This window comes from Stenotrophomonas sp. YJH_SMC_123 (assembly GCF_059368215.1).
Map to the genome: position 1 here is coordinate 346,351 of NZ_JCAFRM010000002.1, position 25,160 is coordinate 371,510.

Below are 25,160 nucleotides of genomic sequence, written 5' to 3' on the forward strand. Positions count from 1 at the left end.
CGAACGTATCTGTAGAAGTCTTCGCCGCTAATGTAGCGGAGGTCCGTTGTCTTGCTATCTGCGTCAGTCATGCTTAATCGGCCCATCCACCAATCCAATGCACACGGCCTACGACCGTGATCGGTTCCCGCTTCGAGTCCATCCTCTTTGGCTTCTGCCAGTGATGGTCACCCTTTGGGTTGTCGCTGGTGAAGAACACGGCACCGTCCAGCAGCATCGCGCGCTTCACGAAGTATTCGGGCCTGGCCATGCCATCGACCTGGATTACGTACAGCGCACCGTCCACCACTCGTGTATCTGAAGTGTCGAACATGATGGCGTCGCCATCCTCGATGGTCGGCTCCATGGAATCGCCCTTGCCGTAGTAGATCGCCAAGGGGCGGTTGTAGATGCCTCGGCGGCGCAGGCTGGTCTTCTTGAACTTGAGGCTGTGCGTCTCGGCATACTCCTCAGCCTCAGCGCCGGCGCCTAGCCCGGCAGCCTGGGAGTAGCCGGTCACATCCGTGTAGTCGTCGTCCGATGGGGCAGGGGAGTTGTACTGCTGCTCGGGCAGATCGTCGCGGATGTCCGTGTCCTCGATGCCGAGGGCCGCGCTGAAAGCCTTTAGCGTCCTGTAGTTCATGGGGATCCGCCCATTGAGGTACTGGCTCACGGCGCCCTGGGTGATTCCCAGTTCGTCTGCCATCTTCTCTTGGGTCAGCCCCAGCCTCCTTGCGCGCACAGACCACTCAGCCTTCAGCTTGGCGGCTGCGGCCTCATCGCGCTTGGTGGGCTTAGCTTTTCGTGCCGTCTCCATATGAGGGACGCTAATTAATACGTTCACACTTTGCCAGCAGTGCCACTATTGACTGCAATATCAGTGGCACTTATCTTTGCGCCATGGACATCCCCACCTACCGAAAAGAGAAGGGCCTGTCTCAGGCGGCGTTCGCCGCGCTGCTGACCAAGTCGGGCTCCCCCGCAACCCAGAGCCTGGTCTCCCAGTGGGAGAGCGGGGACACCTCGATCACCGCCGATCGTGCGGTCCAGATCGAAAAGGCAACCCGGAAGTTGGTCAGCCGCAGCGATCTCCGGCCCGACCTGTTCGCTCCCCGCCGCCGGCGCGCTGCCGCCTGACATGACCACCTCACCGACCCCGGGCAGGGAAGGGCACCACGGTGCCGCTGCCGGGAGCAGGCGGGTTCTTTCGCTCCACCTGAGTGATTCGCACCCGATCCCCGTAGCGCCTCAGCACGAACAGCCGGCCGGCAACCGGCACCAGTTCAACGACATCGCTCGACCGCGTCACCTCTGAATTCACTTGGCTCAATCCGTTGTGGGTTGGGCCTTTATTCCGCCCGAGAGGGCTTGGCAACGATAGGCAACGCATGGCAACCCCTGGCAACCAAAAGGCTCTCCCCCTCGCATTCGGCGTACACCACGCCCCGAAGGATGCGCCATCCCAGATCGTCCGGCAGATCGAATCGGCGGCGCATGCGCTGGCCGTGATGATCCGCGCTGGCCACCACAAGCTGGAATACGTGGCGGCCTGCATCGGCAAGTCGAAGTCCTACATCTCGCGGATGCAGAACGGCGTCCGCCCGATCCCCGAGAAGCTGGTCGGCCCGCTGTGCGCCGCGACCGGCTCCAACCTCCTGCGCCAGTTCCTCAACCTGCAGGCCGCTCTGGACGGCATCTGCGAGGTCGAGCGCCTGGCCGACCTGATGAGGTCCGCCAATGAAGAACCGCGAGCTGCTGCAGCGACTGGACGAGTGCATCCGGGTCATCGAGTCCAGCCCGCCTATGACGCGCGAGGAGATCGTCGCGCACCTGTCCCGATGCGCGGCCGAGCAGGCCAGGGCGGAAGCCCGGCGCACGGCTACGCCGCAGCCTGACCTGCTGGGAGCGGCGTAATGCGCGACTACGGAAAGATCCACACCGGGTTCTGGGCCAGCGAGACGATGCTGGGGCTTGAGTCCGATGCTCGCCTGCTGGCGATCTACCTGATGACGAGCCAGCACACGACGATGCTGGGTGCATTCCGGCTGCCCGATGCCTATGCCTGTGAGGATCTTGGCTGGAATTCGGAACGGTTCCAGAACGGTTTGGAAACCCTTTCGGAAGCCGGGTTCGTGAAGTACGACCGCGCGACGAAGGTCGTCTGGATCGTCAAGTTCGTGAAGTGGAACCGCCCGGACAATCCGAACCAGCAGAAGTCGATCGCCAAGCTTGCCCAGGCTCTGCCTGACTCGCTCGCTTTCAAGGATGAAATCCTCGCATCGATCGGAGTTTCCGAAACGGTTTCCAAACCGTTAGGAAACTCTCCTGTTCCTGCTCCTGTTCCTGTTTCTACTCCGGAGGGGATGCAAGGGGAGGTTCTGGCGATCCCGCTGGCCGACGGTTCCGAGTACGCCGTGACCGATGCCGAGCTGGCCGAGTTTCGTGCCGCCTACCCGCGGATCGACGTGGTGGGCGAGATCCGCAAGGCCAGGGCGTGGGCGGTGGCCAACCCGCAGAACCGCAAGACGCGGCGCGGCACGCCGAAGTTCATCAACGGCTGGCTGAGCCGGGCGACTGAGCGAGCGCCGGCGCAGGTGCTGCAGCTGACCCAGCCGCAGCAGGCTGGCGGCGGAAGGAGGGCGCTGTGAGCAACGTTGCCCCAGCCTTCGCCGAGGAGGCCGTGATCGGCGGGCTGCTGCTGCAGAACGAGCGTTTCCACGACGTGGCACCGCTGATCGGTGCGGACCACTTCACCAGCCCGCAGCGCGCTCGGATTTTCGGACTGATCCGCGATCGCGTGCTGGCCGGCGAAGACGCAGACACCGTGACGATCGGCGAGGCTTCCCCGGAGGACTTCGACTATGCCGTCCACCTCGCATCCACGGTCCCGAGCGCCTCGGCCGCGCTGGCCTATGCCGAGATCGTCCGCGAGAACTGGCGCCGCCGTGAGGCCGTGGCCGTTGGCCTGCAGTTGGTGTCCGCCGCCCGTGCTGGCGAGGAGGACGCGGTCGACGTGGCCGCCGGCCGGCTGCTGGCGCTCAACGCCGTGGTGACTGCGTGCGAGTACACCGGCAAGCAGGCTCTGCAGCAGGCATGGCGCGAGGTTGAGCGTAACCACGCATCCGGCGGTCGTCTGCCGGGAATCCCAACCGGCTTGGCCGCACTGGACGAAATCCTGGGCGGTTGGCACGACAGCGACCTGACGATCATTGGCGGCCGGCCTGCCATGGGCAAGACAGCGTTCCTCGGCGGACTGATCGAAGCCGCGGCGGACGCCGGCAAGCGCCCTGGCGTCATCAGTGCCGAGCAGCCGGCCGTGCAGTTGGCCCTGCGCCGCCTGTCGCTGGTGTCGTCCGTTGCCGCCTCTCGCCTGCGCAGTGGGCAGCTTGAGGACGAGGATTGGGGCCGGCTGCAGTCGAGCATGGGCCAGGCCATCGCGCGCGACATGTGGATCTACGACCGCTCGGCCGTGACGCTGGACGAGCTCGTCGGTATCGCCCGGAAGTGGAAGCACACCCACGGTATAGGCTGCCTGTTCATCGACTATGCCCAGCGCATCACTGTGCCGCGCGCGGACCGCATCACCGAGGTTTCGCAGGTGGCGCGCGGGATGAAGAACCTCGCGCGTGACCTGCAGATCCCGGTCGTCGCGCTGGCGCAGGTGGTGAAGGGCGTCGACCAACGGGTAGGGGACAAGCGCCCCACGGCCGGCGACCTTGCCAACAGCGACGAGCTGACCCGCGAGGCCGATCAGATCCTGATGCTGTACCGGGACGAGGTCTACAACCGCGAGACGCAGGACCGCGGCATAGCCGAGATCCTGATCGAGAAAAACCGCCATGGGCCGACCGGATTCAAGAAGGTCGCCTTCCTCAGCGAAACCATGCGCTTCGCCGACCTGGGGAGGGAATTCTGATGGTCCCCGCATACGAACTGGAACGCGCCCGCCAGACCGGCCGGTGGATGCGCGACGCACACAAGGACCGGAATTCGGTCCCGCTCTACGCCATGGGCGAGGACGGACTGGCGCTGCGCCGGGCATGGCTGGCCGGCTACGACGAACGAGACGAGCAGATCAGGAGGAAGCGGGGATGAGCGAGATCGAATTGAAGGCGTGTCCGTTCTGTGGCGGCGAGGCCGGAATCAGAAAGTGGCAGGACGAGGATCTGTGGAGCCACGCCATCGTGGAGTGGCAAAAGGCGCATTGCACTGAATGTGAGTGCGAAGGAATATCCAGCTGCCCTGGCTATGACCCGGACACGGTGCAAGCATGGAACACCCGCGCCCCGCAGTGGCAGCCTATTGAGTCGGCGCCCGCTGACGAGCTGGTGGTGGTCTGCTGGCTTGACGATGAGGACACAGAAAATCCGGAGCGCCACGAGTTCGACTACATCGAGGATGGGATGTGGGTGAATCACGCCAACCTGGTGGAGCATGCGCAGGCAGTGGCGCCACCGGGGAGCCGCGTTCCGAAGGATCATGCTCCATATCAGTGGTGGATGCCGCTGCCCGCTCCGCCGGAGGTGGAGGGATGAAGTGGGGATTGCCTCGACCTGAATACAAGCGTCAGTTCCTGTGGTTCCCACGCTGCGTGGAGGGAACTTGGTACTGGCTGATCTGGTGCTGGACGCGATTCTGCGGCGACTGCACCGAGTTCTATTTTGAGGAACCGAAGTGCGGCCATTGCGGAGGCGGGAACGTCTACTGCAACCGATGCATGCGGTGGAGGAGGAAGCTGTGACCGAAATCGAAGCGAGGATTGCCTTAGCAATCGAGCGGATCACGTCGGGGCAAGGCCCAATGCGGGTCCCTGCGGACCAGACTGACCCTGACTTGGTCCTAGCCGATTGTCTGACCGAGATTCGTCGGTTGCGTGCCGCTTGTACGCCGCCAGAGGGTCATGTGCTTTTGGTTGTGCCGGTTGGGCTATACCAGCAAATGCTCGCCGATAAGGATGAGGAGTGGCCATGAAGCGCACCTTCCTGATCGACCCGCCGAACAACAGCAACTGGCCGCAGGTGATCTCCAACGTCGTGCGCGCCATCAACGAATGGCTCAAAGGCGGCCCGGTGCAGATCACCCTGGACGAGCCGAAGCGGACGCTGGACCAGAACGCGGCGATGTGGCCGGCGCTGACTGATATCTCGCGCCAGGTGGAATGGCCGCACACCGATGCAAGCGGGATGTGGACCGTTGGCCTGATGTCACCAGAGTCATGGAAGGCAGTTCTAACGGCTGCGTTCGAGATGGAGACGCGTCAGGCGCAAGGCCTGCGCGGCCAGACAGTGATGCTCGGCGCCCGGACCAGCAAGTACAGCCGCCGAAAGATGGGCGACTTCCTCACCTTCATCCACGCCGAGTTCTCGGACCGGGTGCGCTGGTCGGACAGCGCGGTGGAACGACTGGCGCAGTTCGCGCCGACCAACAGGAGGGCAGCGTGATGGACGCCATCGAGAAGCGGGCGCTGGACCAACTGGCTCAACTGCTGCAGTCCGGAGGGTTTGAAGGAGAGCTGCGGGTTGGCCGAGAGTTCGGTAAGGCGCTGGTCGCAGAGATTGCCGCCCTCACGCCGCCCGAGGGCTACGTTCTGGTGCCGGTGGAGGAATTGCAGGATGCCAAGCGGTTCCGCTGGCTGAAAACGTGCAGCAGGGAGCAATACCTGCTCGCACGCGGCGTGTTCGGGCTTGCCGAAGACGTGATTGATGCGGTCATTCAAAGTGAGGAAATGGAGGCCCGCAATGGCTAGTAAGCAGTTCGTTGCTGGCTGGGCGCTGGTGGTGATCGGCTGCTGTGGGAATGCGCCAAGCTTGGTGAACGCGGTCTGCGGTGTGTTTGGCCTGCTCATTGTCTGGTTCTCTGACGATGGGGAGGGCAACGCATGAACTACCGCGACCGCGCTTTGCTGGACCTTGCCTACCAGCTCAACTGCACCCTGCAGATCGAAGGGGTGTGCGAAGGCGGCCCGGGCGAGCCGTGCCATAGCAACCAGTCCCGACACGGCAAGGGCGGCAGCATCAAGGCGCACGACTGCTTCTTCGCCAGCGGCTGCCGGAGCTGCCACCGCGAGCTCGACCAGGGGAAGCGCTTCACCCGCGAGGAGAAGGCCGAGATCTGGCAGCGGGCCCACGACCTGACCATGTTGCAGCTGTGGCAGCAGGGCTACCTGCGGGTGCGCGCATGACCCGCTTCGCCCGTGGCCGCATGCCGGCCGGCCAGATGAACAAGACCGAGCAGGCCTACGCCCAGCACCTGGAGCGCCTGCGGACAACCGGAGACGTGGAGTGGTACCGGTTTGAGGGCGTGAAGCTGCGCCTGGCCGACAACACGTTCTACACCCCGGACTTCGCGGTCATGAGCGGCGACGGTGTCATGGAGATGCACGAGGTCAAAGGGTTCTGGACCGACGACGCTCGCGTGAAGATCAAGGTGGCCGCAGGCCAGTACCCGTTCCGGTTCATCGCATTCAAGGCCGTCGCGAAGAACCGCGGCGGTGGCTGGCTCAGGGAGGAGTTTTGAGCATTCCCACCTTCAGCCAATACACGACGCCGGAGCTGGAGATCGTCGCCCGGATCGACCATGCCCTGGCCGACGAGATCTTCAGCCTCCACCGGCAGGGCTACGACGTGCGCGAGGTGCTGCACGAGGCCCGCGCGTTCAAGACCGAGGCGCAGCTGATGCGCCGCGAGATCAACCGCAGGAAGGCACGCCCATGAGCCAGGTATCCCAACCCCGCACCGGAGGTCGAAACATGGCCGCATCCGTTGAAGCTCCGCGCCGCACCGGTACAACTGAGGGTGTTCCGTTCCGGCAGGTCTGGAAGCCGCGCGTGGTCTGCGTGGTCGACCCGACCAACCCGGCAGATGCCCTAAACGCCATCCTTCCACGAATCGCAGAGAACCAGCGCGGATGCACGGTAGCCAGCTTCCTACTGATCAACCCGGAGACCTCGCAGGCGTTCGTCCTGGCCGAGGACAAGCCGGTGGCCGTGGAGATGGCCCGCAAGGGCGAGAAGTCTCCGTACTGGCCGTGGTTGGTGGGCAAGTACAGCTTTCCCCGTGTGACCGCCGAGGCCTTCGCGAACGTGCTGGAGGACATGCTGGAGCATCTGGGCATCGCTACGCCGGTGCCACGGAAGCGGCCCATGCCCGTGCAGCTCGACCTGTTCGACCTGTCTGGGCGCGCCGCGTGACCGCGTACATGCGGCCCTCTACCGAGGCAGGTATCGGTAGCCCCAGCTGGCAGGTGGGTAACAGCCAGCGCCGAGGGAGCGGGTTGCCGCGTTGCGGCGGCGGTACCGGTTGCCACGCCGGTGCCGTGTCACTCATCGCCCGTGGGACCGAGGAGGCCCTGTCGTGAATCTGGACCCGATCACGCAGGGCCTGCAGCACCTGGCCAGCCAGTTCAGCCTGACCCGGCAGGAGTGGCGAGACCACCACCGCGGCGGCGACTCGCTGCTGGACTCGCTGGTGAGCCACGGCTACGCGCAAGAGCAGAACGAGCGCTTCGGCATCACCCGGCAGGGGCAGGTGCGGCTGCAGGCGGAGGTGGCCAGTTGAGGCCCATGCCGCCAGCTGACTTGCTGTCGGTGGACTTCGAACGCCCATGGGCGCGGTTCGTCCCGTCCGAGGCGGTATGGGCGTGGGTATGCGAGCAGATCCTGTCCGAGGATGGCGCGCTGACCAACCCGGACCACTACCACCTGCAGGACGCTGACATCGGGGTGCTGTGGGCGGAGACCACGTTCACCAAGCAGGGGCGGGCGGTCATCGGCCAGGCCGAGCAGGTCATGTTCATGGCCGGCGGATGGAAGCGGGGCCGGATGGAGCGGCAGATGGTCGACTGGTTCGGCCGGGTGCCGTCGTTCGTCATCACCTTGGCGGCCGACTACTGCAGCCAGTGCAGCGATGCCGAGTTCTGCGCCCTGATCGAACACGAGCTGTACCACATCGCCCAGGCCAAGGATTCGTTCGGGGCGCCCAAGTTCGGCAAGGACGGCCTCCCAGCGCTGGAGATGCGCGGCCACGACGTTGAGGAGTTCGTGGGCGTCGTCCGCCGGTATGGCCCGAGCGCCCAAGTACAGCAGATGGTGAAAGCCGCCAGCAGCGCTCCGGAAGTGGCTGCGGCTGATGTGGCTCACGCCTGTGGGACGTGCCTCCAGCGCGCCTCCTGATCTGCGACCCCTTATGACAGGTGAGCCGCAATGGCAGCGCTGAGTTCCGATATCAAAGCCTTCATCGTCCAGTCTCTGGCCTGCTTCGATACGCCTTCGCAGGTGGTCGAGGCCGTCAAGGCCCAATACGGCGTGGAGATCAGCCGGCAGCAGGCCGAGACCCACGACCCCACGAAGTTCGCCGGGCGTGATCTTGGCGCCAAGTGGGTGACCCTGTTCCACGAGTCGCGGGCGCGGTTTAAGGAGGAGACGGTCAACATCCCTATCGCCAACCGGGCATTCCGGTTGCGAGCCTTGGACCGCATGGCCGCCAAGGCCGAGAGCATGAAGAACATGGCCCTGGCAGCCCAGCTGCTGGAGCAGGCAGCGAAGGAGACGGGCGGCGCGTACACGAATCGGCGCGAGATCGAGCATTCGGGCGGCGTTGACCTGCGCAAGGCAACAGAGATGACAGAGGCCGAACTGCTGGCTATCGCGTCTGGCAAGGGCGCCGCCGGTGGCTGACGGCCGCGCCAAGCTGAGTCCAGCTTCCGCTGCGGCTGAGCTGCTGCGCCGCCGCCGGTCTCGCGAGTCCCTGAAGGCCTTCGCGCTGTCGATCCCGATCCCCGGCGCACCGGTGGACGACGACCCCAGCAGCTGGGTGTGCGGCGATGCCGAGCGCCTTCCGCTGGCCCAGCACCACGAGCTGCTGCTGGACAAGGTGGAGGAGTGCCTGCGCAAGCCCATGGGCCGGCTCATGGTGTTCATGCCGCCTGGCTCGGCCAAGTCCACCTACGCCGGCGTCGTCGCCCCGCCGTGGGCCATGGGTAAGTGGCCCGGCTTCAAGGTGATCAGCACCAGTTACGCGGCCAAGCCGGCCTATCGATCGTCCAAGCGCTGCCGCGCAATCTGCGCCAGCCCCGAGTACGCCTCGATATGGGAGCGGCCGACCATGCTGCGCGATGGCAGCGCTGCGGTGGACGAGTGGGAGTTGACCAATGACTCGGGCCTGCTGGCCGCCGGCATCCTGGGCGGCGTGACCTCGGCTCGTGCTGATGCGCTGATCATCGATGACCCGGTGGCCGGCCGCGCCGAGGCCGACAGCCCGACAATCCAGGCCAGCACCCGCGCGGCCTACGACGACGACCTGCTGACCCGCCTGAAGCCGGGCGCGTCCATCATCCTGATCCAGACCCGCTGGCACCCGGAGGACCTGGCCGGCTCGATCCTGCCGGAAGACTGGGACGGCGAGTCCGGGCCGATCCAGTGCCGCGACGGCCAGGTGTGGGAGGTGCTGTGCATCCCCGCGCAGGCTGACCGCGCCGACGACCCGCTGGGCCGCAAGATCGGCGAATACCTGTGGCCGGAGTGGTTCTCGGCCGAACACTGGGCGCAGTACAAGGCGAAGGCGCGCACCTGGGCCAGCCTGTACCAGGGGCGGCCCAAGGCGGAATCGGGCAACCAGTTCAACATGAGCGACTTCGATGACCTCTGGTATGACCCGGAGGAACTGCCGGCGCGGCTGAAGAAGTACGGCGCCAGCGACTTCGCGGTCACCGAACGGGACCTGGAGAAGAAGTCCGAGCCCGACTACACAGAGCATGGCGTGGTGGGCTTGGACGATGGCAGTTCCAGGCCCGACGGCCTTAGCGTGCTGTGGATCGTGGATTGGTGGGCGCAGCAGGTCGAGCTCGACAAGAGCGTCGCGGCACAGCTGTCGCTGATCAAGCAACACAAGCCCCTGTGGTGGTTCGGCGAGGTCGGCGGCCAAGAGAACGCGGTCAAGCCGGTGAGGCGCCTCCTGCAGAAGGAGGACAACATGTTCGCCAACTACGAGTACTTGCCCCACATCGGCGACAAGGTGGCCAAGGTCCAGGCGTTCCGGGCCTTGGTGCAGGAGGGCAGGGTGCGCTTCCCGCGCGGCAATGCGCTGGTGAAGCGGCTTGTGGATATGCTGGTCAACTTCCCGCGCGCCCGGTTCGATGATGGCGTGGACGTGTGTGGCCTGCTGGGCCGCGGCATCGCCGACATGGTGCCAGCCTCTAAGCCGGCCGTGGCCAAGCGCAAGGCGCCCAAGCCGTTCACCGATCCCTGGTATGCAGCAAGGGAGCGCGCCGACCGAGGCGACGAAGAAGAGCGGGAGCGCTACTACCGTTGATGCCTCCGGCAGCTCGGGCACCTTGGGGCCAGTTCGCACACCGGCCCGACCATGGCAGACCAACCCATCGCAGCACTCGAAACCGGGATCGCGGCCGCCGCTGATCCCGATCCGGCGCGCGCCAAGCAGATCAGCCGCATGCAGGCCGACGTGAAGCGCTGGATGGCCCGCTTCGAGGAGGCCCGCGAGTTCGACAAGGACGCCAGGCAGCAGTATGTGAAGGACCGGCGCCAGGCGCGCGGCGATTCCGGCTTCCTGGTCGACGCCAACCTGATCGGCACCTACATCGACATCCAGGAGGCGTTCCTTTACGCCCGCAACCCGGACTTCGACGTTTCTCCCGGCCCGGCGCACCGCATGCCGACGCCTGAGCAGTTGCGGGACATCATCGAGTCCGACATGGTCGTGATGGGGAATATCCACCAGCAGGCCGAGCAGGACGCGATGGAGGTCGGCCGGCAGATTGCCGTGCAGCAAACGGCCATGGGTGTGCCACCGGAACAGGCCTTCGAGCAGGGCCAGCAGGCGCAGGAGAGCTACCTGGCCACCGGCGTGGTGGAGAAGCTGGTGGCTGACGAGGTCCTGAAGCTGCGCAAGCAATACGCCAAGCGCTCGCGGGAGATGAAGCAGTTCGCCGAGACGCTGGAGGCCGTCGGCACCCAGATGTGGAAGGACGCGCAGCTGAAGCGCCGCGGCCGTCCGTGGGTCCGATCGTCGCTCACCATCGGCCCCGGCGTGCTGAAGGCGACATGGCAGGAGCGCACCGAGATCTCGCCCGAGACGCAGACCGCGATCAACGACCTGCAGCAGAACATTGCCCGGGCCAAGGCGCTGCAGAAGGAGCTGGAGGATGGCACCGCCGGCTATGGCGCCCGTGCGTGGGACACGGTCAAGGGCGTGTTCGGGAACAACGAGGAGGCCAAGATCGCCGACCTGGAGCGCCAGCTGGCCGCCATCCGGAACGGGGCCGAGCGCGTGGTCGCCCGCGGCTACGCGATCGACAACGTGGCCGGCGAGAACTTCCAGGTGGCACCGGGCTTCACCATCGCCAACCACGTCGATGCGCCCTGGAACGCCGAGATCTCATATCCGTCCTATGAGGACGCGCTGGCCGAGCATGGTCCGTACCTGGCGCAGTTCGACAAGGACGGCAACGCCGAGAACATCCTGCGCAAGGCCGTGCGCTACGCACCGCGCAAGCCGTGCATGGGCAAGAACGAGAGCGTCGGCTTGACCGGCAACGCGGCCACGGCTGAGGAGGCCGATGCCTACACCACGAACACCGACGGCGGCGCCAATGGGTGCTACGTGCGCCGCATCGAGATCTGGGACGCGGAGAGCAACACCGTCCTGACCGCGATCACCGGCGTCCCGTTCTGGGTCAAGCCCGCCTTCAACCCGCCAGCCACGACCCGGTTTTACCCGTATTTCGTGATCTGCACGTCCGAAGTGGACGGCCAGCGCCACCCGCAGAGCCTGGTCAGCCGTTCGACCAAGCTCATGGACGAGTACAACCGCATCGGCTCGGCCGAGACTGAACACCGCCGCCGCATCAAGCCCAAGACGGCGTTCCACGCAGGCGCGATGGAGGCAGAAGAGGCTGACAAGCTCGCCAAGGCGGACACCGGCGAGATGGTTCCGCTCAAACTGACCCAGCCGAACGCAGACCTGCGCACGCTGCTGGTGCCGATCACCTACCCGCCGATGGACCCGGCGGTTTACGACCGCACGCGCATCCTGGCCGAGCTGGAGCGCATCTGGGGCGTGCAGGAGGCGCTGACGGGCTCCATCAACACGGCCAAGACCGCCACCGAGGCGGACATCCAGCAGCAGGGCTTCCAAGCGCGCAGCAGCAGCCGCCGCGACAACATGGAATCGGTCCTGAGCGAGCTGGCCGAATACACCTGCCAGATCGCCCGCGTCTACCTGACCGACGAGGACGTGCGCTTTATCGCTGGTCCGACCGCATTCTGGCCGCCCTACATGGGGCCGGATGACCTGGCCGAGTTCGTGCGCATCGAGATCCGCGCCGGTTCGTCGGGTAAGCCGAACACCGCGATGGAGCGCCAGTCGTGGGCCAACCTGCTGCCGCTGCTGCAGACCGGCATTACCCAGATCGGCCAGCTGCGAGGCGCGTCGCCCGACGCGATCGCCGACGCGCTGGAGCAGCTGATGCGCCTGACCGCCGAGCGCAGCGGCGAGCGCTTCGACATCGACCAGCTCATCCCACAGAACGACGGTACTCAACCGGCGCTGCCCGCTCAGGCGGTGCCGGGGAGCGCGCCGCCTCCGCAGGGTGGGAACGCCGGCCAGCAGCCGCCTGTTCCGCCCGCGCCTCCCGGTGGCGCACCTGCCGCCGATCCCCTCGCAGCAGCCTGATAGGAACTGAGATGCGCTACCACCCACTGACGCTCGCCATCTGGCGGGTATTCGCAACCTGGAGCAAGTGATGAACGACAAGACGATCGAACAGGAAATCCAGTCCAAGGGCCTGAATGCCCCGCGCGTGACGCCGGACGCCATCGAGGCGGAGATCACCCACTGCTACTACATCAACGCGGGCGAAGCACACCGCGCCAATTGGCCGGATCTCAACGCCAAGGACGAAGAACACCCGTCCATCAACCTGCTGACCTTCTGCGTACTGGTTCTGCGAAACGGCTTTACCGTCACCGGTGAATCGGCCTGCGCCAGCCCGGAGAACTTCGACGCCGAGATCGGCCGCAAGATCGCGCGCCAGAACGCAGTTCAGAAGATCTGGCCGCTGCTGGGCTTCCGCCTGCGAGACCAACTGGCCCAGAAGGAGGGCTGATCGATGCACGTCGACGCAGACACCCCGGCCGCTGCGCCGGACACCACCCCGACCGACCAGGCCGCCGACGTCATGGCAGCACTGGACGCCGGCATTGCCGCTGCTGATGCCGAGGCGGCACCGGTCGCTGGTGCAGTGCCGGCGGATGCGGCCCCGGCCGCCGATGCGGATACACCCCCGGCAGACGACCCGAACCCTGCTCCGCCCGCTGACGGCCAGCCCCCGGCACAGCCGCAGGGTGGCGCCCCGCCGGCGGATGACCAGCCGGCCGCTGCCGCTGAGGGTGAGCCGCAGCCCGACGCCGACACCGAGGCGGAGATCACCGCCCTTGGCCTGAAGGAGAAGTCCGCCGAACGGTTCCGCGGCATGGCCGCCGAGATCAAGGAGCTGGCGCCGCTGCGCGAGGCGATGAAGGCCGCTGGCATCGAGGACGTCGCCCGCCTGCCGGAGCTGGTCCAGCGCTCGAAGGTCGGCGAGGACATGGTGCAGATGGTCGTGGAGACTGGCGCCAGCCCCGAGCAGTACGGCATGGCGCTCGACTACCTGGGCCTGATCGGCAAGGCGCAGCAGGGCGATCTGGTCGCAGCCGAGAAAGCCTACGAGGTCATGGGCAAGGAGTATGCCGCGCTCGCCAAGATGCTGGGCAAGGAGGCGCCCGGCATCCACGACCCGCTGGCCAACCACCAGGACCTGCGTGCCGAAGTCGAGGCCGGCGACCTGCCGCGCGCCCGTGCCGTCGAGATCGCCGGCCAGCGCGACCGCGCCGCCTACACGGGAAATGTCGAGCGACAGCGCACCGAGAGCCAGCAGGCGGCGGAGCAGGCCGAGCAGCGCGGCATCGAATGGCTGAAGCGCTTCGACGCTGAGATGGCGCAGGAAGACCCCAGCTATGCGGCCAAGCGCCCGCAGCTGAATGAGGCCGTTCGCCAAATCCGCCAGCAGTATCACCCCAGCGAATGGGCACAGCGGACGGCGCTGGCCTATGCGCGCATCCAGGCGCCGGCAGCAGAAGCGCCAGCCGTTGCCGCACCCGCCGCACCGGTCCAGCCGCGCCCGGGTCCCGTGCGCCCGAGCGGCCCACGCCCGGCGATGGACCCGACCACCTTCGCTAGCCCGATGGACGCGCTGGAGTACGGCATCCAGCAGGCCACCAACGGCTGAGCAGAGCCCAGCTCTGCCCTGACAAGACCCCGCTCCGGCGGGGTTTCTTGTGTCCGTTGACGCATCCCGCAACAAGGGCAATCTGGCCCTGCGGCTGACAACCGCGCCACGCAGCAGTACGCCGGAGTCGCGCCCGGTAGGGCAGTGAGAGGCCTCGCCCCCCTCGAACGTGGATGGAAGCAAGACACCCATTCCCCTTCGAGGACACCCTCATGCCGTTCACCACCGCGCAGATTGCGCAGGGCGCGAACTACTCGCTCGAGTCCTACGCCACCAACGATCCGATCGACCAGATCAACATCGCCCACACCACCCTGGACCTGCTGGTCAGCAATAAGGAGGTGTCGTACTTCGGTAACGGCATCTACAACGAGAAGCTGTTCATCTCGAACGACAGCAACTACCAGAACTACAGCGGCGCCGACCAGGTCACCTACAACGAACGTGACCCGAACCGCTTCGCCAAGTTCCAGTACTACAGCAACCATGAGGGCTTCTGGTTCGATGAAGACCGCCTGATCGCGGCCGGCATCACCATCGATGACTCCGGCGCCGGCGTTCCCTCCTCGTCGGAGAAGGAACAGCTGGTCAACCTGCTGCAGTCGAGCTGGACCGCCATGAAGAATGGCCTGCAGGAAGGCCTGGCGCTGGAAACCCTGCAGAACGGTTCGCAGTCGGCCAAGGCCGTTCCGGGCCTGGACCACATCGTTTCGACCACCCCGGGCACCGGCGACATCGTCGGCGGCATCAATGCCAGCACCAGCACCTACTGGCGCAACAACGCCAGCATGGCCATCGCCTCGGGCGGCATCGTCGCAGCGCTGGACGCCATGTGGGATGCCTGCATCCGCTACGGCGGCGCCATGCCGACCGACATCCGCTGCGGCCAAGCGTTCCTCAACGCCTACAAGGAAGAGACCACCACCAAGGTTGACCGGCAGATCATCGTCAACCAGCAGGGCGGCACCGGCATGGATCCGTCGATTACCCGCGTGTTCTACAAGGGTATCGAGCTGATCTGGGATCCGACGTTCGAGCTGCTGGACGCTCGCCTGGGCGCGATCACCTACCCGTGGACCAAGCGCTGCTACCTGCTGAACCGCAACTTCATCAAGTTCCGCCCGCTGAAGGGCCACTGGATGAAGAAGCGCAAGCCGGAAAAGCTGCCGGACCGCTACGTGACCTACTACGCGCAGACCAACAAGTACGGCATGACGGCCAAGAAGCGCAACGTCCACGCCGTGCTGTCCATCGCCTGATCGGGCATGGCCTGATCCGAGTGTCCCGGCTCCGGCCGGGCACTCATGGGAACCCCATCCGGCTATAGGAGCCATCCCCATGAAGTCCACCCCGATCACCAACACCGCGTTCAAGACCGGCAACAGCCCGTTCCTGCGCGGCGGCAGCGCCACCTTCTCCAACTTCGCCGACACCGCCGCAACGCTGCAGGGCTCGGACACCGAGACCGGCACGTACACCACGCTGGCAACCCTGGCTGCGAACGGGCAGACCGAAGTCCAGAACCTGCCGCAGTGGATCAAGTTGTCCGCTGCCGGCACCGTCTACATGGCGGCTGGCTGACCTTCCGCGGCCTCTACACGGGGCCGCTCACCCATTCCCGAGGAGGGAACATGAGCAAGGAAACCATCATCGTCCCGGTAGTGCAGGCGACGATCCAGCGCAGCGAGTACGTCACGATCTCCGACTCGTTCCCGAAGCATGAGCTGCCGATCCTGGAGCTGATCCACGGCGAGGACAACGTGGTCGTGACCGACCCGGACTACTTCGCGTTCGAACTGCCGAACAACGCCACGCAGGAACTGCAGCGCCTCTACACGAAGTACACCGACAAGTACCGGCCGGTGGTGGACCAGGTGTTCCCGCGCGGCGCCCGCGACGTCGCTTCCGAGCTGGGCATGGATGTCGGCAAGGACACTTTCAGCAAGCAGTCCGAGGCTGTGATCGAAAGCCGACTGCCGCCGCGCCCGACCGCCGCCGCCAGCCTGAGCCGTCCCGCGCCGGAAGGCGATGGCGACGACCAGCCCGAGCTGACCCATGCCGAGCTGCGCGAAGAGCTGACCCGCCTGGGCATCGACCACAAGGGCAACGCGCCGAAGGCCGAGCTGCAGGCGCTGTACGACGCCGCGCAGGCCGGCGCCGGCACCCTGGGCGGCTGATCGCCAGCGCCACGCGGTAACCCGACGGGCTGGGGGAACCCGGCCCGTCTCCACAAGAGGGCTCCCATGAGCATCACCGACGGCATCCAATGCGCCTGCTCCAGCACCGACGGGAACGCCACGCTGGCAGAACTGCGCAAGCGGCTGATGATCCGGCTGGGCTTTGCCGCGCAGGCGAACAACCCGCCGCCGGGCATGAAGGAGCTGCTCAACGACTTCCTGCAGAGCGCGCAGGTGGCACTGTTCCGGCGCCCGACCGGCGAGTTCCGCAACGAGCGCTGGTTCTCCTGGCCGCTGGTGGCCGGCCAGCGCCTGTACGACTACCCGGACAACGACGAGAAGAATGCCCCGCAGTCCTGCCCGGCGACGCTGGACCCGCGCAAGGTGACGTGGGTCGGCCGTGAGCGTGATGGCGTCTGGTTCGAGATGCACCAGGGCATCAACCCGCGCAGCTACACGACCAGTGAGCTGACCGGCTTGCCGCAACGCTACGAGTTCCGCAACTGCATCGAGATCTGGCCGGCGCCCGACGAGACGCTGGGCAATCTGGTCATCAAGGGCAACTTCGACCTCAACCGGTTCACCGAGGACACGGACCGGACCACGATCGACAGCGAGATCGTGTTCCTGCTGGCGCTGGCCAACGGCAAGGCGCACTACCGGCAGGCAGACGCACAAGCCTACATCCAGCAGCTGGAGGTGATGATCACCAATCTGGTTGCAGGCACCCACGCCACGGCGCGGTACATCCCCGGGCCTCCGGCGGGTGAGGGCGTCTATGTGCCGCCTCGCCCGGAGGTGCCGTTCCCGTGACCGGCCGCATTGTCACCCTCAACGCCTCCAAGGGCGGCATCAACCGGCTCCGGACGAAGGGCGGGGCAGACTCGAACACCCTGTACGACCTGGTCAACGGCTACGTCGATCAGGACGGCGTGCCGCGGGCGCGGCCGGGCACCAAGAACAAGAACACGCTCCCCACCGGTGCGACGAAGGGCCTGTGCGCCTACGACGGCAAGCTGATCGTCTTCAGCCATGAGCCGCAGACCATCGCGGCCAGTACTCCGGTGGTCGAGTGCGAGGTGCTGAAGCACCCGAACACCCCCGATCTGCCGATCAAGGAAATCCACTTCGCCGGCCCGTTCCTCGGCTACCTGTACGTGGTGCCCGAGTTCGTCAATGGTGACGTCTTCCACTACTGGCTGCAGCGCGGAACGACGTGGGAGCCGGGGAAAATCTACCTGCCAGGTTCGCTGGTGACGCCCACATCGCCCAACGGCATCGCCTACCAGCTCGACAGCGGCACCGAGCAGTTCCAGGTGTGGGTGCGCAACGTCGCGCGCGCGCTGGGAGACAAGGTCGTTCCCACCGTCGACAACGGCTATTCCTACACGGTCACCGACGTGTTCGGTCCCGCGCCGCGCTCTGGCGCCATCGAGCCGTCCTGGCCGGCATCGTCCGGCGCAACCGTGTTCGAAGACAGCGACGTGGCCAACCCGACGCCAATCCCGGGCGAGCAGTCCGGCAACCAGCTTCCGCCGGATGTGACCGACCGCTACGGCAGCAGCGGCGGCAACAGCCCATGGCGCTACGCCAATCAGGAGGCGCAGTAATGGCCGCTCCCGTCTGGCAGCCTGGCACCCTGTATTTGCCCGGGGATCTGGTCCAGCCGATCACCCAGCCGGCACCGAACAACCCGCAGGTCATCAACGGCTACTTCGAGCAAGGGCCGACGGGGTGGACGTTCTCGGGTGATGCTGCCTACTCGACCAGCGGTGGCTATGGCAGTCCGCGGTGTGTGGTGCTGCCCGGCAACAAGCCGGACGGTGTCGCGCTGAACAACGCGCAGCTGGTGGTGCCAGTCGGCGCGCAGCTGACGGCAACCTGCATGATCCAGCAGGGCGCATCGTCCGCCGGCGAAACCGCCGGGTGGGCGGAAGTCCGCTGGTACGACGCGCTCAACACGCTGCTGCAGACCGACAAGGGCAATGCGGTCGACAGCGGATCCAACGGGGCATGGCACCCATCCACTGTTACGTCGACCGCGCCTGCCTCGGCAGCCTACGCGCGCGCGGCGATCCATCTCACCTCGGTTGCCACCCACAACCACGAGATCTTCGGCGACAACCTCGTTGTGAACGGAGCCACCGCAGGCTTGCCCGAAGGGCTGGTCTACAAGGCGGTGCAGACGGAGTCGGGTACCTCAGGCAGTAGCGAGCCGGCCTGGCCGGGCATCCTCGGCCAGCAGGTCATCGACAACGAGGTGATATGGGAGGCCGTGACCACCAGCCGCGTGGTGTGGACGGCCTCGCCGCGCTACGTGAGCGGCGCCACCGAACCCGTGTGGCCGACCGACATCGGTGCCATGGTGCAGGACGGTTCGATCAACTGGCGCGCCGTGTCCCGCCGCGTGGAGGACGAGAAGTGCCCCCGCTCGAAGGTGGTGGCGATCGTCGCCAGCAAGGTGTTCGCGGCGGACAAGGACATCGTGCGCTACAGCGCCACGGCCAACCCGTTGGATTGGTCGACGGCTGATGACGCGGGCTACCTGCCGACCGGCCTGCAGCAGGCCAATGCGAACAACATGGCGGTGCTGCAGCAGTACCGGGCCAATCTGGTTGCGCTCAACGCCAGCAGCTTCCAGAACTGGCAGGTGGACCCGGATCCGGCTTCGATGGCGATCCTGGACCAGATGGACGGCATCGGCTCGATCTGGCAGAAGGCTGCCGCACCGGTGGCCAACGACCTGATCTATCTATCCCAGCAGGGCGTGCGCTCGGTCGGGATCGCCAACGCCGCCGAGAACCTCGCGTCCGGCGACATCGGGGCGCCGATCGATGTCCTGGTCCAGCAGGCGATGCTCTATGCCGACCGCAACGGCACGCCGCCGCTGGCGACCTACTACCCAGGCGCGGGCCAGTACCTGCTGGCCTTCCCGAACTACCCGCCTCCTGTGCTGGGTGTCTATGGCCGGCTGCCGGCCGCTGGCTGCGGAGACACCATCAACTATTCCTACGTAATCGCCGGGGGCCTGCCGCCGTACCAGGTCGAGATCGTGGATGGCCAGCTGCCGGCTGGCCTGTTGATGGATGGCAGCGGCTTGGTCACGGGTGAGATCGCCAACGGTGGCGACGCCGTCTGGACGGTGCGCGCCACGGATGCGCTCGGCGACACCGCAGAGCTGACCGAGAACCGCACCGGCAGCGACGGCTTCTTCAAGTACCTGACGACCCGCCTGTATCCGGTCGATGGCGGCATCGATGCGGTGGGCATTGCATCCGATGTCGTAGAGGCGACCTTCCGCAACATCTACCACAGCTACGACGTGCCGGTGGAGGCCGTGTCACTCGCTTCCTCGGTGGAGGCTGGGACATTCCGGCCGATCCTCCAGAACTACACCGCAATCGAGTCCATGAGCTTTGCCAGCGCCGTTGAAGCCGGAACGCTGCGAAACACACTGCTGGGGTACAGCGTGCCGCCGGAATCGGTGTCGATTGCATCCGCAGTCGTCGCCGGAACCCTGCAGCAGATTCTGATCACCACCACCATGGCACCCGAGGGCATCGGGATGTCTTCCAGTGTCGAAGGAGGCACCCTCACATGAACAACGTCCTGCACGCGCACAACGGAGTGGCCGGTTGGTACAAGATCGAGGCATTCCGAGTGGATGCCCAGGGCGAGGAGGTGCCGGGCAGCCGCCGGGTTGCCGCCGATTGGTTCCCCAACCTGATCACCAACGCTGGCTTGGACCTGCTCGGAACGACAGGCTCCAACCCCGTCTACGGCTACTGCCGCGTGGGATCAGGTAACACTGCTCCGGCGTTCTCCGATACTGCGCTTGTGGCGCAGATTGCAGTCAGCAGCACCCAGCAATCAGACACCGACGGCGTGAATCGGACGGGTACGTTCTATGGCTGGCATCGCCGCACAATCCGCTTCTCCGCAGGCAGTGCCGCTGGAACCCTGGCGGAGGTTGGGGTGTCAGCTGACGCTGTCGGAGCTCTGTTCAGCCGGGCGCTCATTCTGGATGGAGGTGGTAATCCGACAACGATCACCGTCCTGGCTGACGAAGTTCTTGACGTTACCTACGAGCTCCGCGTGTACCCCACGCTGGCAGACGCAACTGGGTCAGTTGTCATCGCCGGTACCACCTACACCTGGACGGCACGTCCCCTCACGAACGCCACCTATGACACCCGCTGGTCTCAGTACCTCGGCTATGGCATCGCGTTCAATGTCACGTCCGGCAATTTCGCGTCCTACGGGCCACAGGCGATGGCGGATCTTCCGGCGCAGGGCTCGATGCCCGTGTCACCGGTGGTCGGCACAAGCATGAATCCGCAGGCATATACGGCCGGCACCTACCAGCGCTCTTTCCGCATGGATTTCGATCTCAACGACGGCAACGTAGCGGGCGGGATAGGTGCGTTCTTTGCCGCTTCCGCCACATTCCAGTTCGCTGGTGCGTGGGCTTGGGGCGTCTCTCCGAAGCTCCCGAAGACCAGCGCATTCAAGGCGACCTTCACCGTACGCATGAGCTGGGGGCGCTACACCCCATGATTCCCACTGGCGGCCTCTCCACCACACCGGTGCCCGCGCCCGACGTCGAGCGGGTCAATTCGACGCTGCAGCCGCTGATCGACTTCGAGATGGGTGGCGTGGCGCTGAACGACGCTTCGCAGGGGCTGCGGGTGAAGCTGTGGCGCGTGCGCGTGGATGGCGACGTGGTGTACCTGGGCCCGGACGGCGGCAGCGAACAACCGGCGTTCATCCGGCCGGGAATCACGTCGGTGGCGCTGGCCTTCGACCAGAACATGCAGCCGGCCATTGCGTTCGTGCAGTCGGGCCTGGCGTGGCTGTGGTGGTACGACAGTTCGGTGCCGGGCATGGTGTTCACCTCATTCCCGGGAGCGATCAACCCGCGCCTGACGCTGGACGACAAGCGGCCGACCCAGACCAGCAATTCCGACGTGATTCTGGGCTACTTGCGTGCGGGCTCCCTCTACTACCGCCAGCAGCGTGACCGCTACCAGACCGAGTACCTGATGAGCGCCAATCCCCCCTGCGGCGGCTTGGCCACGCTCTGCATGTCCACGGGTGGCCGGCTCCAGTTCGGCTTCGGAGGTGCGTGATGCAGTCGACGGTGTTCGTCTACACGATGCGCTCGGGTAAGCAGGGGGCTTGGAGCCGCTACCTGTTCCCATTCTCCGTGGATGCCTTCGCGCAGCTGGGGAATGATCTCTACATCCGGCACGGGGACGAAATCAGCGCGGTCAGCGACTTTGCCCTGGGCGACGACGTTGGCGGCGAGTCGATCCCGTTCGGTGGCACGGTCTGGTGGCCGTGGCTGGACTTCGGGACGCCGAGCGTCACCAAGATGATGGAGGGTTTCGACATCGTGAGCCAGGGCACGCCCAGCATCAGCATCGGCTACGACCAGCGGAACCTTGCCGCGTTCACCGACCCGTACACGGTCGACCCCGACACGCTGCCGGGCGGGGTGATCCCGTTCCCGATGTCGGCGCCGACCTTCAGCCTGCGTGTGGACTTCGCGCCGGGCAAGAAGTGGGCGCTGACGCAGGCGTCGCTGAGCTTTTTCGACCTGGGCAACGGGCCATGACTGTCACCCCCTCCAGCGACGTCCTGATTGAGGATCTGGCCTACCTGGCGCGCAACATGCGCCCGGACGAGATCGCGCAGGACTTGGCCATGACCGGCGCGGACGAGTACGACCCGCAGCAGGCGATCCTGAAGATGGCCGCCGTGCACGGGCCGAAGTTCGTCCTGCTGGCCGACGGCGTGCCTGTGGTTGCCGGCGGGTTCTGGCAGGTCCGTCCCGGTGTATGGGAGGGCTGGCAGCTGGGCACGATGGCCGGCTGGGAGAAGCACTGGCGCGCCATCACCAAGATCACGCGCAGGCTCAACGACAAGATGCTGGCGCAGGCCGGCGTGCACCGCCTGCAGCTCTACGGCGTGGCCGGCCGCGACAAGACGTTCGAGTGGTACGAACGCTCGCTGGGCTACCGCCGCGAAGCCACCCTCAGCCGCTACTGCGCCAATGGCGCTGACGCGGTCCTGTTCGCACGCACCAAGGAGGCAGGCTGATGGCCGGCGGCGGCAATATCGGCAAGGGCAATTGGGCAGACCCGACGGGGCTGATCCAGAAGTCGGGCGCCAGCAAGATTCTGGACCCGCTGGGCCTGACCAAGACGGCCAAGCAGGGCGAGTCGGCTGCGGACGTGGCCGCGCGCATGGAGATGGAACGCCAGGAGCGGATCCGCGAGGCTCAGGGCCGCATCAACCAGGTGTTCGACAACCCGCGTCGGGCCAAGGACATCGCCGATTTTGTATCGGCAACCCGGTCGAAGCTGATGGAAGACCTCAACCGGCAGAATACCGATGCGGCGCGCGAGCTGAAGTTCTCGCTGGCGCGCGGTGGCCTGTCCGGCGGCAGCGTCAACGTCGACCAGAACCGCAGGCTCACCGACGAGTACAACCGGGGCCTGATCAACGTCGAGGGCAGGGCGCAGGGCGCCGGCGCGCAGCTCGAAGCTGCCGATCAGGATTCCCGTGCGCGCCTCATCCAGCTGGCGACGTCCGGCCTGGACGCGACCACGGCGGCATCGCAGGCGGCGGCCGGGCTGCGCTCCAACTTCGAGAACGCGAGGTCTCAGGCCTTCGGCGAGCAGCTGGGCGACCAGTTCGCGACCATCGGCGGGTTCGTGAAGAACCGCCGGGAGGAAGCGGCGCGGCGCCAGGCCAATCGGGACGCGAATTTCAACCTCTACGGCGGCGGTGCCGCATAGGCGGGTAACTCATGGGCCAGTTCATTCCCATCGCGATCGCTCTGGCCGGCACGGCGGCGCAGCAAGCAGAAACGCAGCGCGTTGAGCGCAAGCAGGACGAGGAGACTGCGCAGGGCCTGCTGAATCAGTCGCGCCGGCAGCAGGAGGCCGATCGCCGTGTGAACGACGAGATCGCGCAGCTTGAGACAAGCACGGCGGCGGATGACCGGGCCCAGCGGCTGGGGCAGTACATGCAGCAGCTGCAGCGCGGGCAGCGGCAGGCTCTGTCGGGCTTGAACAGCCCGATCGGCGGCGCGACCTTCCAGGCCGATGCCGGCGCCGCGCGCGCCGGCGCAGACAACGCCGCGGCGACCACTGCCGGCCTGATGTCGCGCATCGACGCGCCGCAGCTGCAGCGGCAGCAGGAGGCATTCGGATACGGGAAGCTGGCCACGGACCTGGACATGGAGGCGCGCGCGAGCCGCGGGCAGCAGTTCATCGACCAGCTGCGTCTGCGGCAGATCCGCCGGCGCCCCGAAGTCGATCTGCTGGCCGGCCTCGCCACTTCCGCCGGCGGCGCGATGGCTGGAGGCGGCGGCGGGTTCGCCGCGGCAGCCCCACGAGCAGGCGCCAACTTCTACGGGTCCTACGATCCACTCACCACGGGGTATGCCTGATGGCCAATCCATACCAGGCCGGTCAGGCCCTGGGCGCCGCGCTGTTCGGCAACACGCGCGATACCTACACGGATCAGCTGGGCCGGAACTACCAGGTCGAACGGGCGCTGCAGGAGGCCCGTCAGGCGCGTTCCAAGGCCGTGCTGGCCAACCAGATCAACGAACAGCGGGCGCTGGTGAATCCAGAGCTGGTCAGCGGCGTGCTGGGCGGCGATGACACTGCGCGCGCAACGCTTGGCAGCATCGCACTGCTGGCCAACGACCGATTCGACGCCGGGCAGCTGAACGACGTACTCGGTGCCGCTGCGCGCAGCTCCGCCCGCGATGCCGCGTTGGGCGGGAACTGGGAGGGCGCGAATGCAAACCTCATGGCCGTGGCCAACGGCCCGCAGGAGTTGGGAGCAGTGCAGGGCCAGAACCTGCTGCAGAACCGATTCAAGGAGGGCGGCGGCGGGATCTCGACCACCGAGCAGGGTCAGGCCGGCATTGCCGCCGACGCCGCGCGCGCTGCCGCCTCCTACGCCAGCGCCAACAGCTCCAATGCCAGCGCGGCGCGCACCCGGCAAGGTATGGGCATCGACGCGGCTAAGTTCGGCCTGCAGCGTGGTGGCCAGTGGAACCCTGGCGGCAAGTCTGCCGGCACGCTTGGGGACAGTGGCAAGCCGCTGCCGGTCGGCGCACTGAAGGAGCTGCTGGCGGTCGAGGACGCATTGGGCGGTACGCAGGTCCTTGGCGACATCATCAGCAAGAATCAGGGGCGGCTGAGGACAGGAGAGCTGGACGTGGGGCCTGGGGCAAGGCTCCTTGGCGGTATCCGCACGAAGCTCAATTTGGCAGGTGAGAACGACGTCAACCTCAGCGAGTTGAACGCCGACAAGACCAAGATCGTCAACGAGTCGTTGCGCCTCAACAAGGGTGTGCAGACCGAAGGCGACGCGCAGCGCGCTGGCGAAGAGCTCATGGCTGCCAATGATCGGCAGACGCTGCTGCGAGCATTTGACCGACTGTCCGAGATCAATGCTCGCGCGGTACAGCTGCAGCGGCAGAAACAGGACCTGATCAACTCGAACTACGGCCGCACCTCGACGCTCGGTGACCCGCCGGCAGCGTCGCCGCGTGCGCCGGGACTGCCGTCAACCGGCGCCAGTGGCGCGCAGCGCGCTCGCAATCCACGTACCGGCCAGGTGCTGGTCCTCATCAACGGCCAGTGGGTGCCCGAATAATGGCGACTCCTCCGCTTCCGCCCGGTTTCGTTCTCGAACCAG

General features: G+C 66.2%; 34 protein-coding genes. 33 read left to right on the plus strand and 1 reads right to left on the minus strand.

Features of this window, described 5'->3' with window-relative positions; all coding sequences use genetic code 11:
- Positions 1-73 precede the first annotated feature (73 nt).
- Positions 74-796 carry a LexA family transcriptional regulator gene (locus AC5P5W_RS06460; RefSeq protein ID WP_495220952.1) on the minus strand — a complete coding sequence of 241 codons (723 nt, stop codon included), beginning with the start codon at positions 794-796 and terminating at the stop codon, positions 74-76.
- An 83-nt stretch (positions 797-879) separates the two neighbouring features.
- On the opposite strand from AC5P5W_RS06460, the gene AC5P5W_RS06465 reads away from it, so the two are divergent.
- From AC5P5W_RS06465 to AC5P5W_RS06625, 33 genes are all read left to right on the plus strand, one after another.
- Positions 880-1,116, plus strand: a complete 237-nt coding sequence (locus AC5P5W_RS06465; RefSeq protein ID WP_087803047.1) for a transcriptional regulator — start codon at positions 880-882, stop codon at positions 1,114-1,116.
- A gap of 251 nt (positions 1,117-1,367) precedes the next feature.
- Entirely contained in the window at positions 1,368-1,874 is a 507-nt protein-coding gene (locus AC5P5W_RS06470; RefSeq protein WP_049404198.1) for a hypothetical protein, read from the plus strand.
- 18 nt (positions 1,875-1,892) lie between these two features.
- Entirely contained in the window at positions 1,893-2,627 is a 735-nt protein-coding gene (locus AC5P5W_RS06475) for a hypothetical protein (protein ID WP_495220953.1), read from the plus strand.
- On the plus strand, positions 2,624-3,895 hold the full coding sequence (locus AC5P5W_RS06480; RefSeq protein WP_111144175.1) for a replicative DNA helicase: 1,272 nt from the start codon (positions 2,624-2,626) through the stop codon (positions 3,893-3,895). Before AC5P5W_RS06475 ends, AC5P5W_RS06480 begins: the two co-directional genes overlap by 4 nt.
- Complete coding sequence (locus AC5P5W_RS06485) at positions 3,895-4,074, plus strand: hypothetical protein (protein WP_032127469.1); 180 nt, start codon at positions 3,895-3,897, stop codon at positions 4,072-4,074. The genes AC5P5W_RS06480 and AC5P5W_RS06485 overlap by 1 nt, the downstream gene beginning before the upstream one ends.
- Positions 4,071-4,514, plus strand: a complete 444-nt coding sequence (locus tag AC5P5W_RS06490; protein WP_180884075.1) for a hypothetical protein — start codon at positions 4,071-4,073, stop codon at positions 4,512-4,514. Before AC5P5W_RS06485 ends, AC5P5W_RS06490 begins: the two co-directional genes overlap by 4 nt.
- Positions 4,515-4,946: 432 nt before the next feature.
- A complete protein-coding gene (locus tag AC5P5W_RS06495) occupies positions 4,947-5,420 on the plus strand; it encodes a recombination protein NinB (RefSeq protein ID WP_495220954.1) in 474 nt (157 codons plus the stop codon).
- A complete protein-coding gene (locus AC5P5W_RS06500) occupies positions 5,420-5,725 on the plus strand; it encodes a hypothetical protein (RefSeq protein ID WP_495220956.1) in 306 nt (101 codons plus the stop codon). The genes AC5P5W_RS06495 and AC5P5W_RS06500 overlap by 1 nt, the downstream gene beginning before the upstream one ends.
- Positions 5,718-5,861 (plus strand): hypothetical protein, encoded by a 144-nt coding sequence (locus AC5P5W_RS06505; RefSeq protein ID WP_478429768.1) that lies wholly within the window; start codon positions 5,718-5,720, stop codon positions 5,859-5,861. The genes AC5P5W_RS06500 and AC5P5W_RS06505 overlap by 8 nt, the downstream gene beginning before the upstream one ends.
- Positions 5,858-6,160: a nuclease domain-containing protein gene (locus tag AC5P5W_RS06510; RefSeq protein ID WP_100449749.1), complete on the plus strand. Its 303-nt coding sequence runs from the start codon at positions 5,858-5,860 to the stop codon at positions 6,158-6,160. The genes AC5P5W_RS06505 and AC5P5W_RS06510 overlap by 4 nt, the downstream gene beginning before the upstream one ends.
- Complete coding sequence (locus AC5P5W_RS06515) at positions 6,157-6,495, plus strand: PDDEXK family nuclease (protein WP_111203443.1); 339 nt, start codon at positions 6,157-6,159, stop codon at positions 6,493-6,495. The genes AC5P5W_RS06510 and AC5P5W_RS06515 overlap by 4 nt, the downstream gene beginning before the upstream one ends.
- Positions 6,492-6,692, plus strand: a complete 201-nt coding sequence (locus AC5P5W_RS06520; protein WP_495220958.1) for a hypothetical protein — start codon at positions 6,492-6,494, stop codon at positions 6,690-6,692. Before AC5P5W_RS06515 ends, AC5P5W_RS06520 begins: the two co-directional genes overlap by 4 nt.
- Positions 6,693-6,727: 35 nt before the next feature.
- Positions 6,728-7,168, plus strand: a complete 441-nt coding sequence (locus AC5P5W_RS06525) for a hypothetical protein (protein ID WP_197644312.1) — start codon at positions 6,728-6,730, stop codon at positions 7,166-7,168.
- A gap of 163 nt (positions 7,169-7,331) precedes the next feature.
- On the plus strand, positions 7,332-7,535 hold the full coding sequence (locus AC5P5W_RS06530; protein ID WP_495220959.1) for a hypothetical protein: 204 nt from the start codon (positions 7,332-7,334) through the stop codon (positions 7,533-7,535).
- Positions 7,536-7,564: 29 nt separating this feature from the next.
- A complete protein-coding gene (locus AC5P5W_RS06535; RefSeq protein WP_495220960.1) occupies positions 7,565-8,149 on the plus strand; it encodes a putative metallopeptidase in 585 nt (194 codons plus the stop codon).
- Between the two features lie 30 nt (positions 8,150-8,179).
- Complete coding sequence (locus tag AC5P5W_RS06540; protein WP_495220962.1) at positions 8,180-8,653, plus strand: DUF2280 domain-containing protein; 474 nt, start codon at positions 8,180-8,182, stop codon at positions 8,651-8,653.
- Entirely contained in the window at positions 8,646-10,286 is a 1,641-nt protein-coding gene (locus tag AC5P5W_RS06545) for a hypothetical protein (protein WP_262089033.1), read from the plus strand. Before AC5P5W_RS06540 ends, AC5P5W_RS06545 begins: the two co-directional genes overlap by 8 nt.
- Positions 10,287-10,337: 51 nt before the next feature.
- Positions 10,338-12,665 carry a hypothetical protein gene (locus tag AC5P5W_RS06550; protein WP_495220964.1) on the plus strand — a complete coding sequence of 776 codons (2,328 nt, stop codon included), beginning with the start codon at positions 10,338-10,340 and terminating at the stop codon, positions 12,663-12,665.
- A gap of 70 nt (positions 12,666-12,735) precedes the next feature.
- Positions 12,736-13,098, plus strand: a complete 363-nt coding sequence (locus tag AC5P5W_RS06555; protein ID WP_262246129.1) for a Gp49 family protein — start codon at positions 12,736-12,738, stop codon at positions 13,096-13,098.
- 3 nt (positions 13,099-13,101) lie between these two features.
- Positions 13,102-14,259 (plus strand): hypothetical protein, encoded by a 1,158-nt coding sequence (locus tag AC5P5W_RS06560; protein WP_495220966.1) that lies wholly within the window; start codon positions 13,102-13,104, stop codon positions 14,257-14,259.
- A 212-nt stretch (positions 14,260-14,471) separates the two neighbouring features.
- A complete protein-coding gene (locus AC5P5W_RS06565; protein ID WP_495220968.1) occupies positions 14,472-15,518 on the plus strand; it encodes a phage major capsid protein in 1,047 nt (348 codons plus the stop codon).
- Between the two features lie 79 nt (positions 15,519-15,597).
- Positions 15,598-15,840 (plus strand): hypothetical protein, encoded by a 243-nt coding sequence (locus tag AC5P5W_RS06570; RefSeq protein ID WP_100449760.1) that lies wholly within the window; start codon positions 15,598-15,600, stop codon positions 15,838-15,840.
- A gap of 50 nt (positions 15,841-15,890) precedes the next feature.
- Positions 15,891-16,436, plus strand: coding sequence for a hypothetical protein (locus AC5P5W_RS06575; RefSeq protein ID WP_495220969.1), 546 nt, complete (start codon positions 15,891-15,893; stop codon positions 16,434-16,436).
- Positions 16,437-16,502: 66 nt separating this feature from the next.
- Entirely contained in the window at positions 16,503-17,249 is a 747-nt protein-coding gene (locus AC5P5W_RS06580; protein ID WP_495220971.1) for a phage adaptor protein, read from the plus strand.
- Complete coding sequence (locus AC5P5W_RS06585; protein ID WP_495220972.1) at positions 17,246-18,046, plus strand: hypothetical protein; 801 nt, start codon at positions 17,246-17,248, stop codon at positions 18,044-18,046. The genes AC5P5W_RS06580 and AC5P5W_RS06585 overlap by 4 nt, the downstream gene beginning before the upstream one ends.
- Positions 18,047-18,231: 185 nt before the next feature.
- Positions 18,232-20,037 carry a hypothetical protein gene (locus tag AC5P5W_RS06590; RefSeq protein WP_495220974.1) on the plus strand — a complete coding sequence of 602 codons (1,806 nt, stop codon included), beginning with the start codon at positions 18,232-18,234 and terminating at the stop codon, positions 20,035-20,037.
- On the plus strand, positions 20,034-20,993 hold the full coding sequence (locus tag AC5P5W_RS06595; RefSeq protein ID WP_197644276.1) for a hypothetical protein: 960 nt from the start codon (positions 20,034-20,036) through the stop codon (positions 20,991-20,993). The genes AC5P5W_RS06590 and AC5P5W_RS06595 overlap by 4 nt, the downstream gene beginning before the upstream one ends.
- Entirely contained in the window at positions 20,990-21,565 is a 576-nt protein-coding gene (locus AC5P5W_RS06600) for a hypothetical protein (RefSeq protein ID WP_495220975.1), read from the plus strand. The genes AC5P5W_RS06595 and AC5P5W_RS06600 overlap by 4 nt, the downstream gene beginning before the upstream one ends.
- Positions 21,565-22,053 carry a hypothetical protein gene (locus AC5P5W_RS06605; protein ID WP_197644270.1) on the plus strand — a complete coding sequence of 163 codons (489 nt, stop codon included), beginning with the start codon at positions 21,565-21,567 and terminating at the stop codon, positions 22,051-22,053. The genes AC5P5W_RS06600 and AC5P5W_RS06605 overlap by 1 nt, the downstream gene beginning before the upstream one ends.
- A complete protein-coding gene (locus tag AC5P5W_RS06610) occupies positions 22,050-22,538 on the plus strand; it encodes a hypothetical protein (protein ID WP_495220977.1) in 489 nt (162 codons plus the stop codon). Before AC5P5W_RS06605 ends, AC5P5W_RS06610 begins: the two co-directional genes overlap by 4 nt.
- Positions 22,538-23,239: a hypothetical protein gene (locus AC5P5W_RS06615; protein ID WP_495220978.1), complete on the plus strand. Its 702-nt coding sequence runs from the start codon at positions 22,538-22,540 to the stop codon at positions 23,237-23,239. The genes AC5P5W_RS06610 and AC5P5W_RS06615 overlap by 1 nt, the downstream gene beginning before the upstream one ends.
- Positions 23,240-23,250: 11 nt before the next feature.
- Positions 23,251-23,895 carry a hypothetical protein gene (locus AC5P5W_RS06620; protein ID WP_495220980.1) on the plus strand — a complete coding sequence of 215 codons (645 nt, stop codon included), beginning with the start codon at positions 23,251-23,253 and terminating at the stop codon, positions 23,893-23,895.
- Complete coding sequence (locus tag AC5P5W_RS06625) at positions 23,895-25,118, plus strand: hypothetical protein (protein ID WP_495220981.1); 1,224 nt, start codon at positions 23,895-23,897, stop codon at positions 25,116-25,118. The genes AC5P5W_RS06620 and AC5P5W_RS06625 overlap by 1 nt, the downstream gene beginning before the upstream one ends.
- Positions 25,119-25,160 lie beyond the last annotated feature (42 nt).

What these genes read in the sequence shown, in the direction of transcription:
- AC5P5W_RS06485 (WP_032127469.1), top strand. Translation starts at nt 3,895, where the DNA reads ATGGTCCCCGCATACGAACTGGAACGCGCCCGCCAGACCGGCCGGTGG.
- AC5P5W_RS06500 (WP_495220956.1), top strand. Translation starts at nt 5,420, where the DNA reads ATGGACGCCATCGAGAAGCGGGCGCTGGACCAACTGGCTCAACTGCTG.
- AC5P5W_RS06490 (WP_180884075.1), top strand. Translation starts at nt 4,071, where the DNA reads ATGAGCGAGATCGAATTGAAGGCGTGTCCGTTCTGTGGCGGCGAGGCC.
- AC5P5W_RS06515 (WP_111203443.1), top strand. Translation starts at nt 6,157, where the DNA reads ATGACCCGCTTCGCCCGTGGCCGCATGCCGGCCGGCCAGATGAACAAG.
- AC5P5W_RS06600 (WP_495220975.1), top strand. Translation starts at nt 20,990, where the DNA reads ATGATTCCCACTGGCGGCCTCTCCACCACACCGGTGCCCGCGCCCGAC.
- AC5P5W_RS06460 (WP_495220952.1), bottom strand. Translation starts at nt 796, where the DNA reads ATGGAGACGGCACGAAAAGCTAAGCCCACCAAGCGCGATGAGGCCGCA.
- AC5P5W_RS06610 (WP_495220977.1), top strand. Translation starts at nt 22,050, where the DNA reads ATGACTGTCACCCCCTCCAGCGACGTCCTGATTGAGGATCTGGCCTAC.
- AC5P5W_RS06550 (WP_495220964.1), top strand. Translation starts at nt 10,338, where the DNA reads ATGGCAGACCAACCCATCGCAGCACTCGAAACCGGGATCGCGGCCGCC.
- AC5P5W_RS06465 (WP_087803047.1), top strand. Translation starts at nt 880, where the DNA reads ATGGACATCCCCACCTACCGAAAAGAGAAGGGCCTGTCTCAGGCGGCG.
- AC5P5W_RS06620 (WP_495220980.1), top strand. Translation starts at nt 23,251, where the DNA reads ATGGGCCAGTTCATTCCCATCGCGATCGCTCTGGCCGGCACGGCGGCG.
- AC5P5W_RS06605 (WP_197644270.1), top strand. Translation starts at nt 21,565, where the DNA reads ATGCAGTCGACGGTGTTCGTCTACACGATGCGCTCGGGTAAGCAGGGG.
- AC5P5W_RS06560 (WP_495220966.1), top strand. Translation starts at nt 13,102, where the DNA reads ATGCACGTCGACGCAGACACCCCGGCCGCTGCGCCGGACACCACCCCG.
- AC5P5W_RS06570 (WP_100449760.1), top strand. Translation starts at nt 15,598, where the DNA reads ATGAAGTCCACCCCGATCACCAACACCGCGTTCAAGACCGGCAACAGC.
- AC5P5W_RS06625 (WP_495220981.1), top strand. Translation starts at nt 23,895, where the DNA reads ATGGCCAATCCATACCAGGCCGGTCAGGCCCTGGGCGCCGCGCTGTTC.
- AC5P5W_RS06540 (WP_495220962.1), top strand. Translation starts at nt 8,180, where the DNA reads ATGGCAGCGCTGAGTTCCGATATCAAAGCCTTCATCGTCCAGTCTCTG.
- AC5P5W_RS06475 (WP_495220953.1), top strand. Translation starts at nt 1,893, where the DNA reads ATGCGCGACTACGGAAAGATCCACACCGGGTTCTGGGCCAGCGAGACG.
- AC5P5W_RS06595 (WP_197644276.1), top strand. Translation starts at nt 20,034, where the DNA reads ATGAACAACGTCCTGCACGCGCACAACGGAGTGGCCGGTTGGTACAAG.
- AC5P5W_RS06565 (WP_495220968.1), top strand. Translation starts at nt 14,472, where the DNA reads ATGCCGTTCACCACCGCGCAGATTGCGCAGGGCGCGAACTACTCGCTC.
- AC5P5W_RS06505 (WP_478429768.1), top strand. Translation starts at nt 5,718, where the DNA reads ATGGCTAGTAAGCAGTTCGTTGCTGGCTGGGCGCTGGTGGTGATCGGC.
- AC5P5W_RS06580 (WP_495220971.1), top strand. Translation starts at nt 16,503, where the DNA reads ATGAGCATCACCGACGGCATCCAATGCGCCTGCTCCAGCACCGACGGG.
- AC5P5W_RS06525 (WP_197644312.1), top strand. Translation starts at nt 6,728, where the DNA reads ATGGCCGCATCCGTTGAAGCTCCGCGCCGCACCGGTACAACTGAGGGT.
- AC5P5W_RS06615 (WP_495220978.1), top strand. Translation starts at nt 22,538, where the DNA reads ATGGCCGGCGGCGGCAATATCGGCAAGGGCAATTGGGCAGACCCGACG.
- AC5P5W_RS06510 (WP_100449749.1), top strand. Translation starts at nt 5,858, where the DNA reads ATGAACTACCGCGACCGCGCTTTGCTGGACCTTGCCTACCAGCTCAAC.
- AC5P5W_RS06495 (WP_495220954.1), top strand. Translation starts at nt 4,947, where the DNA reads ATGAAGCGCACCTTCCTGATCGACCCGCCGAACAACAGCAACTGGCCG.
- AC5P5W_RS06555 (WP_262246129.1), top strand. Translation starts at nt 12,736, where the DNA reads ATGAACGACAAGACGATCGAACAGGAAATCCAGTCCAAGGGCCTGAAT.
- AC5P5W_RS06575 (WP_495220969.1), top strand. Translation starts at nt 15,891, where the DNA reads ATGAGCAAGGAAACCATCATCGTCCCGGTAGTGCAGGCGACGATCCAG.
- AC5P5W_RS06470 (WP_049404198.1), top strand. Translation starts at nt 1,368, where the DNA reads ATGGCAACCCCTGGCAACCAAAAGGCTCTCCCCCTCGCATTCGGCGTA.